The organism is Streptomyces sp. NPDC048338, assembly GCF_043201055.1.
GTDB lineage: Bacteria > Actinomycetota > Actinomycetes > Streptomycetales > Streptomycetaceae > Streptomyces.
This window is the reverse complement of sequence record NZ_JBICYQ010000001.1, coordinates 768229-783481: the sequence shown is the minus strand read 5'-3', so window position 1 is coordinate 783481 and position 15253 is coordinate 768229. Positions and strand designations below refer to the sequence as shown.

11 protein-coding genes are annotated in these 15253 nt (G+C 71.3%); 6 read left to right on the top strand and 5 right to left on the bottom strand.

Features of this window, described 5'->3' with window-relative positions; translation table 11 throughout:
• Positions 1 to 97 precede the first annotated feature (97 nt).
• Positions 98 to 1087, top strand: a complete 990-nt coding sequence (locus tag ACGFZF_RS03575; protein ID WP_393550851.1) for a helix-turn-helix domain-containing protein — start codon at positions 98 to 100, stop codon at positions 1085 to 1087.
• On the opposite strand, the gene ACGFZF_RS03570 is transcribed toward ACGFZF_RS03575, so the two are convergent.
• Positions 1057 to 2484, bottom strand: a complete 1428-nt coding sequence (locus tag ACGFZF_RS03570; protein WP_393550850.1) for an MFS transporter — start codon at positions 2482 to 2484, stop codon at positions 1057 to 1059. The two genes, ACGFZF_RS03575 and ACGFZF_RS03570, sit on opposite strands and share 31 nt — an antisense overlap.
• Before the next feature lie 52 nt (positions 2485 to 2536).
• Here ACGFZF_RS03570 and dusB point away from each other — a divergent pair, with 52 nt between their 5' ends.
• From dusB to ACGFZF_RS03555, 3 genes are all read left to right on the top strand, one after another.
• Positions 2537 to 3673, top strand: a complete 1137-nt coding sequence (gene dusB / locus ACGFZF_RS03565; protein WP_393550849.1) for a tRNA dihydrouridine synthase DusB — start codon at positions 2537 to 2539, stop codon at positions 3671 to 3673.
• Positions 3674 to 4067: 394 nt separating this feature from the next.
• Positions 4068 to 6779, top strand: coding sequence for a pyruvate, phosphate dikinase (gene ppdK, locus ACGFZF_RS03560; protein ID WP_393550848.1), 2712 nt, complete (start codon positions 4068 to 4070; stop codon positions 6777 to 6779).
• Between the two features lie 542 nt (positions 6780 to 7321).
• On the top strand, positions 7322 to 8347 hold the full coding sequence (locus ACGFZF_RS03555; RefSeq protein ID WP_393550847.1) for an ArsR/SmtB family transcription factor: 1026 nt from the start codon (positions 7322 to 7324) through the stop codon (positions 8345 to 8347).
• On the opposite strand, the gene ACGFZF_RS03550 is transcribed toward ACGFZF_RS03555, so the two are convergent.
• On the bottom strand, positions 8317 to 9477 hold the full coding sequence (locus tag ACGFZF_RS03550) for an alkaline phosphatase PhoX (protein WP_393550846.1): 1161 nt from the start codon (positions 9475 to 9477) through the stop codon (positions 8317 to 8319). The two genes, ACGFZF_RS03555 and ACGFZF_RS03550, sit on opposite strands and share 31 nt — an antisense overlap.
• Before the next feature lie 207 nt (positions 9478 to 9684).
• Here ACGFZF_RS03550 and ACGFZF_RS03545 point away from each other — a divergent pair, with 207 nt between their 5' ends.
• A complete protein-coding gene (locus ACGFZF_RS03545; protein WP_393550845.1) occupies positions 9685 to 10746 on the top strand; it encodes a hypothetical protein in 1062 nt (353 codons plus the stop codon).
• A gap of 186 nt (positions 10747 to 10932) precedes the next feature.
• Complete coding sequence (locus tag ACGFZF_RS03540; RefSeq protein WP_393550844.1) at positions 10933 to 11343, top strand: VOC family protein; 411 nt, start codon at positions 10933 to 10935, stop codon at positions 11341 to 11343.
• A gap of 13 nt (positions 11344 to 11356) precedes the next feature.
• Here ACGFZF_RS03540 and ACGFZF_RS03535 read toward each other — a convergent pair whose 3' ends face one another.
• From ACGFZF_RS03535 to nirB, 3 genes are all read right to left on the bottom strand, one after another.
• Positions 11357 to 12295, bottom strand: a complete 939-nt coding sequence (locus tag ACGFZF_RS03535) for an oxidoreductase (protein ID WP_393550843.1) — start codon at positions 12293 to 12295, stop codon at positions 11357 to 11359.
• Between the two features lie 93 nt (positions 12296 to 12388).
• Complete coding sequence (nirD, locus tag ACGFZF_RS03530; RefSeq protein WP_393550842.1) at positions 12389 to 12721, bottom strand: nitrite reductase small subunit NirD; 333 nt, start codon at positions 12719 to 12721, stop codon at positions 12389 to 12391.
• Positions 12718 to 15252: a nitrite reductase large subunit NirB gene (gene nirB / locus ACGFZF_RS03525; protein ID WP_393550841.1), complete on the bottom strand. Its 2535-nt coding sequence runs from the start codon at positions 15250 to 15252 to the stop codon at positions 12718 to 12720. The genes nirD and nirB overlap by 4 nt, the downstream gene beginning before the upstream one ends.
• Between the last annotated feature and the right edge of the window lies 1 nt (position 15253).

Genomic DNA, 15253 nt, shown 5'->3' with positions numbered 1-15253 from the left:
TCGACGATGCGCCTCTCCTCAGAGTGGTACCAGAGTCTCCTTATCCTGGTACCAGCTCCACCTGGCAATGGGCTGAGCACCCCGGCACCCTGGAGGCATGACCACCATGGCGGCTCCCGGCATCCACGCCACGCACGGCACCGAGACGGACGTGCGGCGGCACGAACTGGCCGACTTCCTGCGCAGCCGCCGCGAGCGGATCACTCCCGAGCAGGTCGGTCTGCCCCGCGGCCGCCGGCGCCGTACCCCCGGCCTGCGCCGTGAGGAGGTCGCCCAGCTCTCGGCGGTCGGGGTCACCTGGTACACCTGGCTGGAGCAGGCACGGCACATCCAGGTGTCCCCGCAGGTCCTCGACGCCCTCGCCCGCGCGCTGCTCCTCGACGCGACCGAGCGGTCCCATCTCTTCTCCCTCGCGGGAGCCGTCGACCCGGCCCCCGGCGGGCCCTGCCCGACCGTGACCCCGGCGCTGCGGAAGATGGTCGACCAGCTGGAGCCGCTGCCCGCCTGCATCCAGAACAGCCGGTACGACATCCTCGCCTACAACCGCACGTACGGGCGGCTGCTCTGCGACCTGGACGCCCTGCCGCGCGAGGACCGCAACTGCATCTGGCTCTGCTTCACCGACGAGGACTGGGCGGCGGCCGTGTCGGAGCTGCCGGACGTCAAGCAGATGATGGCCGCGAAGTTCCGCGCCTCGATGGCCGAGCATCTGGCCGAGCCCGCCTGGAAGGCGCTGCTGCAGCGGCTCCGGTCGGCGTCGCCGGAGTTCCGGGAGATCTGGGAGCGCCATGAGGTGGCCGGGACGGCCGGCCGGGTCAAGCACATCCGCAACTCCCGGGTCGGGATGCTCCGGCTGGAGCACACCAACCTCTGGCTGGGCCCGGCGTCCGGCCCGCGCCTGGTGACCTACGTGCCGATGGACGAGGAGTCCCGCGCGGGCCTGGAGCGCCTCCGGGACCTGGCGCTCCGCGAGGAGTCCGAGGCCCGGGGCGCCGGGGGTACGGCGGCCGGCCTCGTGACGGCGGACGGCGGGCCCGGGCGCCGCGCGCGGTCGGGTCAGGAGGGGACGGCGCTCGCGGCGGTGTGAGCCCCGTCCGGCTCCAGCCGTGCCGCCGTGCGCTCCGCCGTGCGGCGCGCCCACGCGCCGCTGGTCAGTGCCCCGGCCAGCAGCACGCACACCCCGCAGCCGGTGATGATCCAGTATCCGGCCCGGCCCGCCTCCACGAAACCCTGCGCGTCCCCGGTGCGGCCGACACCCGCGGCCAGGACCGCCCCGACCACGGCGACGCCGAGCGTCTGGCCGACCTGGCGACTGGTGGAGGCCACGGCCGACGCCACTCCCGCCTGGGCGCGGGGCATGCCGGAGACGGCGGTGTTCGTGATCGGCGCGTTCACCATGCCGAAGCCGATGCCGAAGACCACGTACCCGGTGAAGAGCAGCGGATCGCTCGTCTCGGCGGCGAAGGCCGCGAAGGGCAGGGAGCCGGCCGCCATCGCCGTGCCCGCGACGAGCAGTGAGGGGCGGGGGCCGCGCGCGCCGACGAGCCGTCCGGACAGCGGGGCGAAGACGAGGGTCATCGCGGCCATCGGAAGCATGTACAGGCCCGCGTCGAGGGCGGACAGTCCACGCACGTTCTGGAGGTAGAGCGTGTTCAGGAAGAGGAAGCCGCCGAGGGCGGCGAAGGCGCAGACCGCGATGACGGTGGCGCCGCTGAACGGAGCGCTCCGGAAGAACCGCAGGTCGATCAGGGGCTCGTGACGCCTCGGCTCGTACAGCAGGACCCCGGCGAGCGCGGCGAGCGCGACCCCGGCGAAGACCGGGCTGCTCTCGATGATCGCGTACGTGAGCGAGCCGAGGAGGGCGGCGACGAGCAGCTGGCCGACGGGGTCGGGACGTCGCGGCCGGGGCGCCCGGGACTCCGGGACGTGCCGGAGGGTCAGCAGCAGCGCGGCGAGCCCGACCGGCAGGTTCACCCAGAACACGGCCCGCCAGCCCACCGAGTCCACCAGAAGCCCGCCGACGACCGGCCCCGCCGCCATGGACACGCCGACGACTCCGCCCCACACACCGATGGCGCGGGCGCGGGCCGCGGGCTCGGTGAACGTGTTGGTGATGATCGACATGGCGACCGGGTTGAGCATCGATCCGCCGACCGCCTGGATCATCCGGAAGGCCACCAGGGCCTCCAGGCTGGGCGCGAGCGAGCAGAGCAGCGAGCCGAGCACGAAGAGGACCAGGCCCGTGACGAAGACCTTGCGGCGGCCGATCCGGTCGGCCGTGGAGCCGGCGAACATCAGCAGCGAGGCCAGCACCAGGGTGTAGGCGTCGATGGTCCACTGCAGGCCGGACACGGAGGCGTGCAGGTCGCGCTGCATGGCGGGCAGGGCGACGTTCAGTGCCGTGTTGTCGATGCTGACGATCAGCAGGCTCATGCAGCAGATCGCGAGGACGATCCGCCGGCGTCCGGGTGTGAGCTCGGGCATATGCGGATAGTACGGCTAACTAATGACCGTCGCCGTGCGGGACAATGGGGGGATGACCGCGTTCTCCCCTCTCGCCATCGGGCCGCACATCGTCCAGCCGCCCGTGGTGCTCGCGCCGATGGCCGGCATCACCAACGCCCCCTTCCGCACCCTCTGCCGCGAGTACAGCGGCGGCAAGGGCCTGTTCGTGAGCGAGATGATCACGACCCGGGCGCTGGTGGAGCGCAACGAGAAGACGATGCAGCTGATCCGCTTCGACGACAGCGAGAAGCCGCGGTCGATCCAGCTCTACGGCGTCGACCCCGTGACGGTCGGCAAGGCGGTGCGGATGATCGTGGACGAGGACCTGGCCGACCACATCGACCTGAACTTCGGCTGCCCGGTCCCCAAGGTGACCCGCAAGGGCGGCGGCTCGGCCCTCCCGTACAAGCGGCCCCTGCTGCGGGCGATCCTCCACGAGGCCGTGATGAACGCGGGCGACCTGCCGGTGACGATGAAGATGCGCAAGGGCATCGACGACGACCACATCACCTTCCTCGACGCGGGGCGGATCGCGGTCGAGGAAGGCGTGACCGCGATCGCCCTGCACGGGCGGACGGCGGCGCAGCACTACGGCGGCACGGCGGACTGGGACGCCATCGCCCGGCTGAAGGAGCACGTCCCGGAGATCCCGGTGCTCGGCAACGGCGACATCTGGTCGGCGGACGACGCGCTGCGGATGATGCGCGAGACGGGCTGCGACGGCGTGGTCGTCGGGCGCGGCTGCCTGGGGCGCCCCTGGCTCTTCGCCGACCTGGTCGCCGGCTTCGAGGGCACCGGCGCGTACGCCCAGCCGGGGCTGCGCGCGGTCGCGGAGGCGATGGTGTTGCACGCGCGGCTGCTGGGGGAGTGGCTCGGCGACGAGTCGCGCGGTGTCATCGACTTCCGCAAGCACGTGGCCTGGTACCTGAAGGGGTTCGCGGTCGGTTCGGAGATGCGCAAGAAGCTGGCGATCACCTCGTCCCTGGACGAACTGAGCGCTCAGTTGAGCGAGCTCGACCTGGACCAGCCGTGGCCGCTGGGGGCGGACGGGCCGCGGGGCCGTACGTCGGGCAACAACCGGGTCGTGCTGCCGGACGGCTGGCTCAAGGACCCGTACGACTGCGCGGGAGTGAGCGAGGACGCCGAGCTGGACACGTCGGGTGGCTGAGGGAGCTCCGGACGTGACGTGATCACGTCCGGATCGTGGGAATCAAGCCATTTCCACGGCGTGATCCTCACCACCCTTGATCAGGGTGGTGCTCAGATGAGCGAATTACGAGGCGTTGTACTTCTGGAGGGGTGGCACTGGGTGCCACCCTTTCTGCGTTCAAGAGTTGAACGCAGATGCTCACTTCGTCGCTCAGATGAGCGCCATAGCCCTGCTTTCGGTCAAGTGGGGTTCGAAGCCTGAAAGCGGAAGCTACCCGTCGGTTACTTTCGATCTGCTGGCGGACGGGTGGTTAAGTCCGGGTGACCGGTAGGCGTACCTCCCCAGAAGCCTTCGATCTGGGTATGTTCCTCGCCGTCAGGGCAGCCACCGAGTGCTCGAGGAGTCGAGACCCGTGTCGGAAAACAAAGATCAGAAGTTCGTGTACGACTTCACCGAGGGCAACAGGGACCTGAAGGACCTGCTCGGTGGCAAGGGCGCCAACCTGGCCGAGATGACCAACCTCGGCCTGCCGGTGCCTCCGGGCTTCACGATCACCACCGAGGCGTGCAAGGTCTACCTCGAGAGCGGCTCCGAGCCGGTCGCGCTCCGCGCCGAGGTCAGCGCGCACCTCGACGCCCTCGAGCAGAAGATGGGCAAGAAGCTCGGCCAGGCCGACGACCCGCTGCTCGTCTCGGTGCGCTCCGGCGCCAAGTTCTCCATGCCCGGCATGATGGACACCGTCCTCAACATCGGCCTCTCCGACGAGTCGGTGACCGGCCTCGCGACCCAGGCCGGCGACGAGCGCTTCGCCTGGGACTCGTACCGCCGCCTCATCCAGATGTTCGGCAAGACCGTTCTCGACGTCGACGGCGAGCTCTTCGAGGAAGCCCTCGAGGAGGCCAAGGCCGCCAAGAAGGTCACCGTCGACACCGACCTCGACGCCGGCGACCTGAAGAAGCTCGTCAAGCACTTCAAGAAGATCGTCAAGGCCCAGGCCGGACGCGACTTCCCGCAGGACCCGCGCGAGCAGATGGACCTCGCCATCGAGGCCGTCTTCAACTCCTGGAACACCGACCGCGCGAAGCTGTACCGCCGCCAGGAGCGCATCCCGCACGACCTCGGCACCGCCGTCAACGTCTGCTCCATGGTCTTCGGCAACCTCGGCCCGGACTCCGGCACCGGTGTCGCGTTCACCCGCGACCCCGCCTCCGGCCACCAGGGCGTCTACGGCGACTACCTCCAGAACGCGCAGGGCGAGGACGTCGTCGCGGGTATCCGCAACACCGTGCCGCTCGCCGAGCTGGAGTCGATCGACAAGAAGTCGTACGACCAGCTGATGCAGATCATGGAGACGCTGGAGACCCACTACAAGGATCTCTGCGACATCGAGTTCACGATCGAGCGCGGCCAGCTGTGGATGCTGCAGACCCGGGTCGGCAAGCGCACCGCCGGTGCCGCCTTCCGGATCGCCACCCAGCTCGTGGACCAGGGCCTGATCGACGAGGCCGAGGCGCTCCAGCGCGTCAACGGCGCCCAGCTCGCCCAGCTGATGTTCCCGCGCTTCGACGACGCCGCGAAGACCGAGCTGCTCGGCCGCGGCATCGCCGCCTCCCCGGGCGCGGCCGTGGGCAAGGCCGTCTTCGACTCCTACACGGCCGTCAAGTGGTCGCGCTCCGGCGAGAAGGTCATCCTGATCCGCCGCGAGACCAACCCGGACGACCTGGACGGCATGATCGCCGCCGAGGGCATCCTGACCTCGCGCGGCGGCAAGACCTCGCACGCCGCCGTCGTCGCCCGCGGCATGGGCAAGACCTGTGTCTGCGGTGCCGAGGAGCTTGAGGTCGACACCAAGCGCCGCCGGATGACCACCGCCTCGGGCCACGTCATCGAGGAGGGCGACGTCGTCTCGATCGACGGCTCCACGGGCAAGGTGTACCTCGGTGAGGTCCCGGTCGTGCCCTCCCCGGTCGTCGAGTACTTCGAGGGCCGTATGCACGCCGGCGCCGACGACGCCGACGAGCTGGTCGCCGCCGTGCACCGGATCATGGCCTACGCGGACCGCGTACGCCGCCTGCGCGTACGGGCCAACGCCGACAACGCCGAGGACGCCCTGCGGGCCCGCCGCTTCGGCGCCCAGGGCATCGGCCTGTGCCGCACCGAGCACATGTTCCTCGGCGAGCGCCGCGAGATGGTCGAGAAGCTGATCCTCGCCGACACCGACGAGGAGCGCGCGGAGGCCCTGGAGGCCCTCCTGCCGCGCCAGAAGCAGGACTTCGTCGAACTCTTCGAGGCCATGGACGGGCTGCCCGTCACGGTCCGCCTGCTGGACCCGCCGCTGCACGAGTTCCTGCCCGACATCACCGAGCTGTCGGTGCGCGTCGCCCTCGCCGAGGCCCGCAAGGACCCGAACGAGAACGACCTGCGCCTGCTCCAGGCCGTGCACCGGCTGCACGAGCAGAACCCGATGCTGGGTCTGCGCGGTGTCCGCCTCGGCCTGGTCATCCCCGGCCTGTTCACCATGCAGGTCCGGGCGATCGCCGAGGCCGCGGCCCAGCGGATCGACGCCAAGGGCGACCCGCGCGCCGAGATCATGATCCCGCTCGTCGGCACCGTCCAGGAGCTGGAGATCGTCCGCGAGGAGGCCGAGCAGGTCATCGCCGAGGTCCAGGCGCAGACCGGGGTGGAGCTGAAGCTCGCGCTCGGCACCATGATCGAGCTGCCCCGTGCGGCCGTGACCGCCGGTCAGATCGCCGAGGCCGCCGAGTTCTTCTCCTTCGGCACGAACGACCTCACCCAGACCGTGTGGGGCTTCTCCCGGGACGACGTGGAGGCCTCCTTCTTCACCGCGTACCTGGAGAAGGGCATCTTCGGAGTCTCCCCCTTCGAGACCATCGACAAGGACGGCGTCGGCGCGCTGGTGCGCAGCGCCGTCGAGGCCGGCCGCGCCACCCGCCCCGACATCAAGCTCGGTGTCTGCGGCGAGCACGGCGGCGACCCGGAGTCGGTGCACTTCTTCCACGAGGTCGGCCTCGACTACGTCTCCTGCTCGCCGTTCCGGATCCCGGTGGCGCGCCTGGAGGCCGGCCGCGCCGCGGCCGAGTCGAGCGGCAGCGACAGCCGCTGACCGCAGGTTCAGTAGCGCGAAAAGGCCACCGGAGCCGCCGCTCGTCCCCGACCCTCACCGATGGGCGGCGGCTCCGGGTCGCAAGAGAGACGGGGCGGACACCTTGTGCGGAGGTGTCCGCCCCGTCGTCTTTCGTCCCGTGGCACCGTGCGGGGTCGTGATCACCCGGACGTCGACCGCGTGTAAGTTCGTGTTCAATGTCGGCGGTTTTAATTATTCGCTGTTGAACCTTTTCGCGATTCGACCCGCAAAGAACGAGGCGGGCGCGGCCACCGGATCCCCACCCGGTGGCCGCGCCCATTACCCTTGCCGGGCAAGTGAGCCGCAACCCTCGCCGACCGCCGCCGGACGCCCGAAGCCCCCCACGGTCTTCGTCACGTCACCTCGGTCCTGAAGGTTTCCTGCCCGACACGCACAGCTTTTCGGTTTGCCCCCGGTCTCCGCGATGCTTTTCAAGTGTGGCTGAAACACCCTGGTAACGTCCTGTGATGGTGTGCATACTCCTTGCAGGGGGTGGTTGCGAGTGCACAGGTGGGGGTTCGATGCTGCGGATTCATTTCACAGGAAACGACTTGGCCGGGGTCCGGATGGCGGGCCGGCCGGACGTTCTGTGGGAAACGATTCTCAGTTTTCACCGTTTAAGGGACCGTCGCGGCCCCGTCGTGTACGGAGAATGGCGCTCGGAAACGCGGACCCGGCTGAACGGTGAGACCCGGCTGCTTGCCGCGCTGGTTCCCAGTCGCGGATATTTTCCCGACTTCCTGACCCCCGCGGAGGGGTTCGGCGGGCTCGACGAGGGCCTCCAGGCCGTCCGTGCCACGTCGCCGGAGCGGCTCCGCGCGGAACTGGCGCTGCTGGGGTCCGCCCGGCCCGGCGGCCGGACCGTGCCCCACTCGCTGCGCGTGCTCGCCGAGGGAGGTGCTGAATCGTTTAGTCGCCTCATCGGCGCCCTGCGGAGCTACCACCGGGCCGCCGTGGAGCCGTACCTGCCCCACATCCGGGCGCGCGTCGAGGCGGACCGCGCCATGCGCGGCCGGGCCCTGCTCGACGGCGGAGCCGAGGAACTCCTCGCCTCGCTGCCGAGGATGCTCCGCTGGCGCGCCCCGGTCCTGGAGGCCGACTATCCCGTGGACCGGGACCTCCATCTCGACGGCCGGGGGCTGCTGCTCCAGCCCTCGTACTTCTGCCGCGGCACACCCGTCGTGCTCCGCGACCCCGGGCTGCCGCCGGTCCTGGTCTATCCGATCACCCACTGCGAGGCGCCGACCGTCCGCGAACCGGGCGGGTCCTCGCTGGCGAAGCTGGTCGGCACCACACGGTCCGCCGTCCTGCACGCCATCGGCGACGGCGGCACCACCAGCGAACTGGCGCGCAGGGCGGGCGTGTCGCTCGCCTCGGCCAGCCAGCACGCCGGTGTGCTGCGCGAGGCAGGGCTGGTCGCGACCCTGCGGCACGGCAACGCGGTCCTGCACACGCTGACGCCCCTCGGCGCCGCCCTGCTGGGCGGCGCGCAAGGGGCGCCGGGAGCCTCGCCGTGCTACGCCCGGAACGGGCCCGTCACCTCGTAGGTGATGCCGCCCGAGGAGCTGCCGCTCGTGCCGCGCTGGCTGGAGAAGTACAGCCGCCGGCCGTCGGGGGAGAAGGCCGGTCCGGTGATCTCGGAACCGGACTGGCCGCTGATCCGGAGGAACGGCGCGACGACGTCGTCCGGGGTGATGACGCAGATCTCCATGTTTCCGCCGTCCTCGGCGACGAACAGGTCGCCCGAGGAGGTGCCGGTGACGTTGTCCACCCCGGTCAGCGGCGCGCCGCCGCCGCTGACCAGCGAGTCGTCGTAGGCCAGTTCATAGGTCCCCGCGGCCAGGTTCACCTGCCAGACCCGGTTGTCGCCCTTGGTGGTGAACCAGACGGTGTCGTCGGCGTAGTAGCAGCCCTCGCCGCCGTTGAAGCGCTTGGCGCCGGAGACCTGGTCGCGGGTCACGGTCGGCGAGCCGTCCGGGTCCGGGACGTTCTGCCAGGTGAAGGTGCCGGAGGTGGCGGTGCCGGCCTTGAAGACCTGGAGGGTGCCGGCGGAGAGGTTGCCCCAGGTGGTGGGCAGGAAGCGGTAGAAGCAGCCGTTCGTCTCGTCCTCGGTCAGGTAGATCGCCTTGCGGACCGGGTCGGCTGCGGCCGCCTCGTGCTTGAACCGCCCCAGCGCGTCGCGGCGGACGGCGGCGTTCACCCCGAACGGGTCGGTCTCGTAGACGTAGCCGAGGCTGACCTCCTCGCAGGACAGCCAGGTGTTCCACGGGGTCCTGCCGCCCGCGCAGTTCTGCCGGGTGCTGGACAGGATGCTGTACGCCCCGGTGACGGTGCCCGCGGAGTCGAACCGCACCGCGCTCGCGCCGCCGCCCGGGTTGATCTCCGAGTTGGAGACGTAGATCCAGCCCGTGCCGTCGGCGAAGCAGGCACCGCCGTCGGGGGCGTTGTGCCAGGTGTACGAGGTGCCGGAGACCGTCTGGCCGGAGCGGGCGATCACCCGGCTGCTGAAACCGCTGGGCAGCAGGATGCCGTTGGCGTCCGCGGCGCCGAGTGCTCCGTAGGGGCCCGTGCCGGGCTGGGCGGGTGCGGCCGAGGCCGCGCTCTGCCACAGGGCGCCGCCGAAGGCGGCCGCCGACGTGCCGATGACCGCTCCGCGCAGGAAACTGCGTCGCTCCACGTCTCACTCCAGAGGGGTGGTGACCGCCCCGCCGCACCGGTCGGCGGCGGGGTCGCGCGCTTCCGGAACCTAGGAGTACCGAGTTGACTGTGCAGCAACAGCCGGTGAAGGGGAAGCGTCGGCTCGCGGTCGGTGCACGGGTGGCCCGGACGGCTCCGGTACGGGTGGGGCGAGGGCGTTGTCAGAGGCCCTCGCTACCTTCAGGACATGTCGATCTCCGCACACCTGCACGACTCGGTCCCGCTGCCGGGCGGCGAGGCCCTCATCCACGGTCACGCCTTCGAAGGCCGCCCCGGCGGAGCGCGCCGCGCCCTCCTGCCGAACGGGCCCGACCTGGAGGTGTACGACCTCGACGGACTCCTGGCCGGGGAGCCGGCACCGGCCGGGGTCTTCCCGGTGCCCTGGCCGGGCTGGGACCGGGGGGTCCATTCGGTGAGCCCGGACGGCACCTTCGCGGTCTTCTCGGGCCAGCGCGCGGTACGGGCCGTCGCCGCGGGCGGCGCGACCCTGTGGGAGTACCGGCACGGCTGCTGGGGACCCGAGTCGGGCCACCCGCACACGGGGGACGAGCAGCAGGTCTGCCGCGGCCTCGAACACGGTTCCTGCCGGGTCTCCGACGACGGGCGGCTCGTCTGGGCGCACGTCGTCGAGGAGGACGGGCAGGACTGGTGTGAGATGTGGGTCGTCCTGGACGCCCGGGACGGCCGCGAACTCGCGCGGCTGCCTCTGGAGGACAGTGCCGCGGCCGGGTCGCACCACGTCGCCCACCCCGACGGGGTGCACATGGGGCTGAGCGTCGGCATGGGCCAGGACGGGATCCTGCTGTACTGGGCACGCCTGGACGGCGCGGAACCGGTCTTCTGGGACCTGAACGAGAACCTGGACCGGATCCTCATGGACGTCCATCCGGACCACGAGGGCTATCTGACGATGGAGCACTACGGAGCCGACGTCCGGCTCCACGCCCTGGACGGAACGGTCCTCGCCGAGCGGGAGGAGGTGGACGAGAACCCCTGGGACTGGGCCTGCGGCTTCGTCGACGCGCAGACGGTCCTCGTCTCCACCGGCGCCGAGTACGGCGAGGACGACCAGGACACCCGGCACTGGCTCCTGGACGCACGCACCCTGGAGGTCCGCGGTGCCGTCGCCTACCCGCCGGGCACCCGGCACGGCCTCGCCCGGCCGCTCGGCGACGGCAGCTGGCTCACCCACGACGAGGACAGCGGGACCCTCAGCCGCTGGACCCATCGCACTCCGGAAGCGTCCTGACGCCGTCGGGCCACGCTGCCCGCCCCCGCCCCGGTCGCGCCGGCGGGCGGCCCGGGCGCCGAGCTGCGCACCCGGGGCCGGTCCGGAAAGAACTCCAGGGAACGGCGATGAGTTTCGACCCGGCCCGCCGTCCTACCTCCTGAGAGCACCGACATCCCGCACGGACCAGAGAGAAGAGAGAGCGCCATGCCCCAGATGATCTTCGTGAACCTGCCCGTGAAGGACCTCGAAGCCTCGAAGAGCTTCTGGACCAGGCTCGGCTACTCCTTCAACCCGCAGTTCAGCGACGACAGGACCGCGTGCCTGGTCATCAGCGACACCATCTTCGCCATGCTGCTGACCGAGCCCCGGTTCAAGGAGTTCACCGCGCCGGGCAAGGAGATCGCCGACGCTACCAAGAGCTCCGAGGTCCTGATCGCCCTGAGCGCCGAGAGCCGCGAGAAGGTCGACGAGCTCGCCGACGGCGCCCTCGCCGCCGGTGGCTCGCCCGCCAAGGACCCCATCGACTACGGCACGATGTACGGCCGCTCCTTCGCGGACGTGGACGGGCACCACTGGGAGGTCGTGTGGATGGACCCGGCGGTCGTCCAGGGCTGACCGGACGGGCGCGTCAGCGCGCCGTCCCGTACGTCACGCCGGTGAGCTGCTCGGACGCGGTCCAGAGCCGCTCGCCGGCGACGTCGTCCAGCGTCCACCTCGCGCGCCACGAGGGCGCGGGCGCACCCCGCCACATCAGGAACGACGGTCCCGTGAACGAGTCCGGACGCACGCCGTCGGCGGTCGCCGCGTAGAGCGTCGGCAGCGCGCCGGCCTCGGCGGGCTGGGCGAGGATCCGGTTGCCGAGCGCCGCGATCCGCTCGGCCGTGCGGCGGCCCTCCATCCGCACCCCCGCCGTCAGCAGGCCGGTCGACGCGTAGCCGGGATGGGCCGCGGCCGCGACGACGCCCGAGCCGGCCTCCCGCAGCCGCCGGGCCAGCTCGTGGACGAAGAGCAGGTTGGCCGTCTTGGAGCGGCCGTACGCGATCCAGCGCCGGTACCCGTGCTCGCTGTTGAGATCGCCCATGTCGAGGTCGGACAGCGCGTGGAATCCGCTGGAGACGGTGACGACCCGGGCGGCGGGCGCCGCGGACAGGCGGGGCAGCAGCAGGCCGGTGAGCGCGAAGTGTCCCAGGTGGTTGACGCCGAACTGGGTCTCGAAGCCGTCGGCCGTCCGTCCGTACGGCAGGGCCATCACGCCCGCGTTGTTGACCAGCAGGTCGAGCCGCTCGTCGGGGAGCCCGGCCGCGAACGCGCGTACGGACGCCAGGTCCGCCAGGTCCAGCGGCCGGAACTCCACGCGGGCGCCCGGTATCTCGTGCCGTATCCGGTCGGCGGCCTCGGTCCCCCGCCCCTCGCTGCGGCAGGCGAGCACCAGCCGGGCGCCCCGGCGGGCGAGTTCGCGGGCGGTGACCAGGCCGATGCCGCTGTTCGCTCCGGTGACCACGGCCGTACGGCCCCGCTGGTCCGGGATGTTGCGGATGCCCCAGGCACCGTCGACGGTCGCGGCCATGCGGACTCCCTTGTTCTTACTCCGGAGTAGGAAAGTCCGCACAGCCTACGACGCCACGTCCCCCGGGCGCCTTGGCCGGCCCGGTGCTCCCGGTCAGACCGAGCGGACCGGGAACACCGCCACCGCCACCTCGTCGTCGTCCAGGCAGCGGCCCGTCTCCAGGTCGAAGCGCTGCTTCAGCAGTGGCGAGGCGACGAACGGCCGCCCGCCCGCCGAGCCGAGCAGCCCGCGGGAGAGCACCTGCGCCCCCGTGAACGGGTCCCGGTTGTCGATCGCGTACGCGCGCCCCGACCGGTCCCGGAAGAGCGCGGCCTGCCGGCCGTCGGGCAGCAGCGCCGCAACGCCCCGGCCCGGGGTGAGCCGGTTCTCGTCGCAGACGGCCGTCCACGCGTCGGCCTCGGTGTCGTGGGAGAGTTCGAGCTTCATCGGGCGGAGGCTCCTTCCAGGCGGTTTCCGATGGTCAGGATGGTCAGGTCCGGCTTGATCTGGTCGCGCTCCGGCACGAACCGCACCGACGGGTCCGGGGCGTCCGGCGCGTTCACGAAGGACACGAAGCGGCGGAGCCGGTCCGGGTCGTCCAGGGTCTGCGCCCACTCGTCCTGGTAGTCCGCGACGTGCGCCGTCATCAGCGCCTCCAGCTCGTCGCACAGTCCCAGCGAGTCGTGCACGACCACGTCCCTGAGGTGGTCGAGGCCGCCGTCCAGGCGCTCCAGCCAGGTCGAGGTGCGCTCCAGACGGTCGGCCGTGCGGATGTAGAACATCAGGAACCGGTCGATCAGGCGGACCAGTTCGGCGTCCGACAGGTCCTGCGCCAGCAGGTCCGCGTGGCGCGGGGTCGCGCCGCCGTTGCCGCCGACGTAGAGGTTCCAGCCGCTCGCGGTCGCGATGACGCCGAAGTCCTTCGACTGGGCCTCGGCGCACTCGCGGGCGCAGCCGGACACCGCCGACTTGAGCTTGTGAGGGGAGCGCAGGCCGCGGTAGCGCAGCTCCAGCTGGATCGCCATCTTCACGGAGTCCTGGACGCCGTAGCGGCACCAGGTCTGGCCCACGCAGGACTTCACCGTGCGCAGCGACTTCCCGTACGCGTGGCCCGACTCGAAGCCGGCGTCGACCAGCCGGGTCCAGATCGCGGGCAGTTGGTCCACCCGGGCGCCGAACATGTCGATCCGCTGACCACCGGTGATCTTGGTGTAGAGCCCGAAGTCCCGCGCCACCTCGCCGATCACGATCAGCCGGTCCGGGGTGATCTCGCCGCCGGGGATGCGCGGCACCACCGAGTACGAGCCGTTGCGCTGCAGGTTCGCCAGGAAGTGGTCGTTGGTGTCCTGGAGCGAGGCCTGCTCGCCGTCGAGGATGTAGCCGTTGTTGAGCGAGGCCAGGATCGAGCCGACGGTCGGCTTGCAGACCTCGCAGCCGTCCCCGCCGCGGGCCTCGGGCCGACCGTGGGAGTCGAGCAGCGCGGCGAAGGAGGTCAGCCGCAGGGTGCGGGTGATCTCGTACAGCTCGCTGCGGGTGTACGAGAAGCAGCCGCACAGCCCCTGGTCTGCGGCGGCCGGCAGCAGCTGCTGGATGACCTTCACGCAGCTGCCGCAGCCGGTGCCGGCCTTGGTGCACTTCTTGACCTCGGGCAGCGTCGTGCACTCGGTGATGGCGTGCTTGGTCACGTTGTGGCAGGAGCAGATGACCGCGTCGTCCGGCAGCGACGAGGGGCCGAGCGCCACCGGCGCGCCCGCGCCCGCGGGCAGCACCAGCTGCTCGGGGGAGACCGGCGGCACGGTGCCGGTGAGCGGCCGCAGCATGCCGTAGGAGTCGGCGTCGCCGACCAGCACACCGCCGAGCAGGACCCCGTCGGCGTCGACGACGAGCTTCTTGTAGACGCCGGAGCGGGAGTCCGAGTAGACGACGTCGAGGCAGCCCTCGGCGGTGCCGTGCGCGTCGCCGAAGGAGGCCACGTCCACGCCGAGCAGCTTCAGCTTGGTCGACATGTCCGCACCCGTGAAGGAGTGCTCCTCGGCCGAGGCGATCGTCGCCGCCGCGGTCTGCGCCATCTCGTAGCCGGGCGCCACCAGACCGTAGACCCGGCCGTCCGAGGCCAGCGCGCACTCGCCGATCGCGAACACGGCCGGGTCGGAGGTGCGGCACTGCTCGTCCACCGCGATACCGCCGCGCTCGCCCACGTCGAGGCCGCAGTCGCGGGCCAGCTGGTCGCGGGGCCGGACACCGGCCGAGAACACCACCATGTCCGTGGCCACTTCGGAGCCGTCCGACAGGCGCATCCCGGTGACCGCGCCGTCCTCGGTCACGACCTCCTGGGTGCCGGTGCCGGTGTGGACGCTCAGGCCCATCTGCTCGATGGTGCGCAGCAGCGCGGCGCCACCGCCCTCGTCGACCTGCACCGGCATCAGCCGGGGCGCGAACTCCACGATGTGGGTGTCGAGCCCGAGGCCCTTGAGCGCCCCCGCCGCCTCCAGGCCGAGCAGGCCGCCGCCCACCACGGCCCCGGTGGTCGCGGTCTTCGCGTAGTCCTCGATCGCGAGCAGGTCCTCGATGGTCCGGTAGACGAAGCAGCCGCGGGCGTCCTTGCCGGGGACCGGGGGGACGAAGGGGTACGAGCCGGTGGCCAGGACGAGCGTGTCGTACGCGAAGACCTGCCCGGACCGGGCCGTGACCGTACGGGCGGCGCGGTCGACGGACTCCGCCGGGTCGCCGACGTACAGCTCGATGCCGTGCTCCGCCATGAAGCCGTCCTCGACCATCGACAGCTCGTCGGGCGTGCGGCCGCTGAAGTAGGAGGTCAGCTGGACCCGGTCGTACGCGGGCCGGGGCTCCTCGCAGAGCACCACGACACGGGCGCGCTCGGTGACGCCCCGCTCGGCCAGTGCCTCGAGGAACCGCTGGCCGACCATTCCGTGGCCGACCAGGACGACAGTGGGGGTGTGCGCGGGCGTGGTCGACATC

What these genes read in the sequence shown, in the direction of transcription:
- ACGFZF_RS03555 (WP_393550847.1), top strand. Translation starts at nt 7,322, where the DNA reads ATGCTGCGGATTCATTTCACAGGAAACGACTTGGCCGGGGTCCGGATG.
- ACGFZF_RS03540 (WP_393550844.1), top strand. Translation starts at nt 10,933, where the DNA reads ATGCCCCAGATGATCTTCGTGAACCTGCCCGTGAAGGACCTCGAAGCC.
- dusB (WP_393550849.1), top strand. Translation starts at nt 2,537, where the DNA reads ATGACCGCGTTCTCCCCTCTCGCCATCGGGCCGCACATCGTCCAGCCG.
- ACGFZF_RS03535 (WP_393550843.1), bottom strand. Translation starts at nt 12,295, where the DNA reads ATGGCCGCGACCGTCGACGGTGCCTGGGGCATCCGCAACATCCCGGAC.
- nirB (WP_393550841.1), bottom strand. Translation starts at nt 15,252, where the DNA reads ATGTCGACCACGCCCGCGCACACCCCCACTGTCGTCCTGGTCGGCCAC.
- ACGFZF_RS03545 (WP_393550845.1), top strand. Translation starts at nt 9,685, where the DNA reads ATGTCGATCTCCGCACACCTGCACGACTCGGTCCCGCTGCCGGGCGGC.
- ACGFZF_RS03570 (WP_393550850.1), bottom strand. Translation starts at nt 2,484, where the DNA reads ATGCCCGAGCTCACACCCGGACGCCGGCGGATCGTCCTCGCGATCTGC.
- ACGFZF_RS03575 (WP_393550851.1), top strand. Translation starts at nt 98, where the DNA reads ATGACCACCATGGCGGCTCCCGGCATCCACGCCACGCACGGCACCGAG.
- nirD (WP_393550842.1), bottom strand. Translation starts at nt 12,721, where the DNA reads ATGAAGCTCGAACTCTCCCACGACACCGAGGCCGACGCGTGGACGGCC.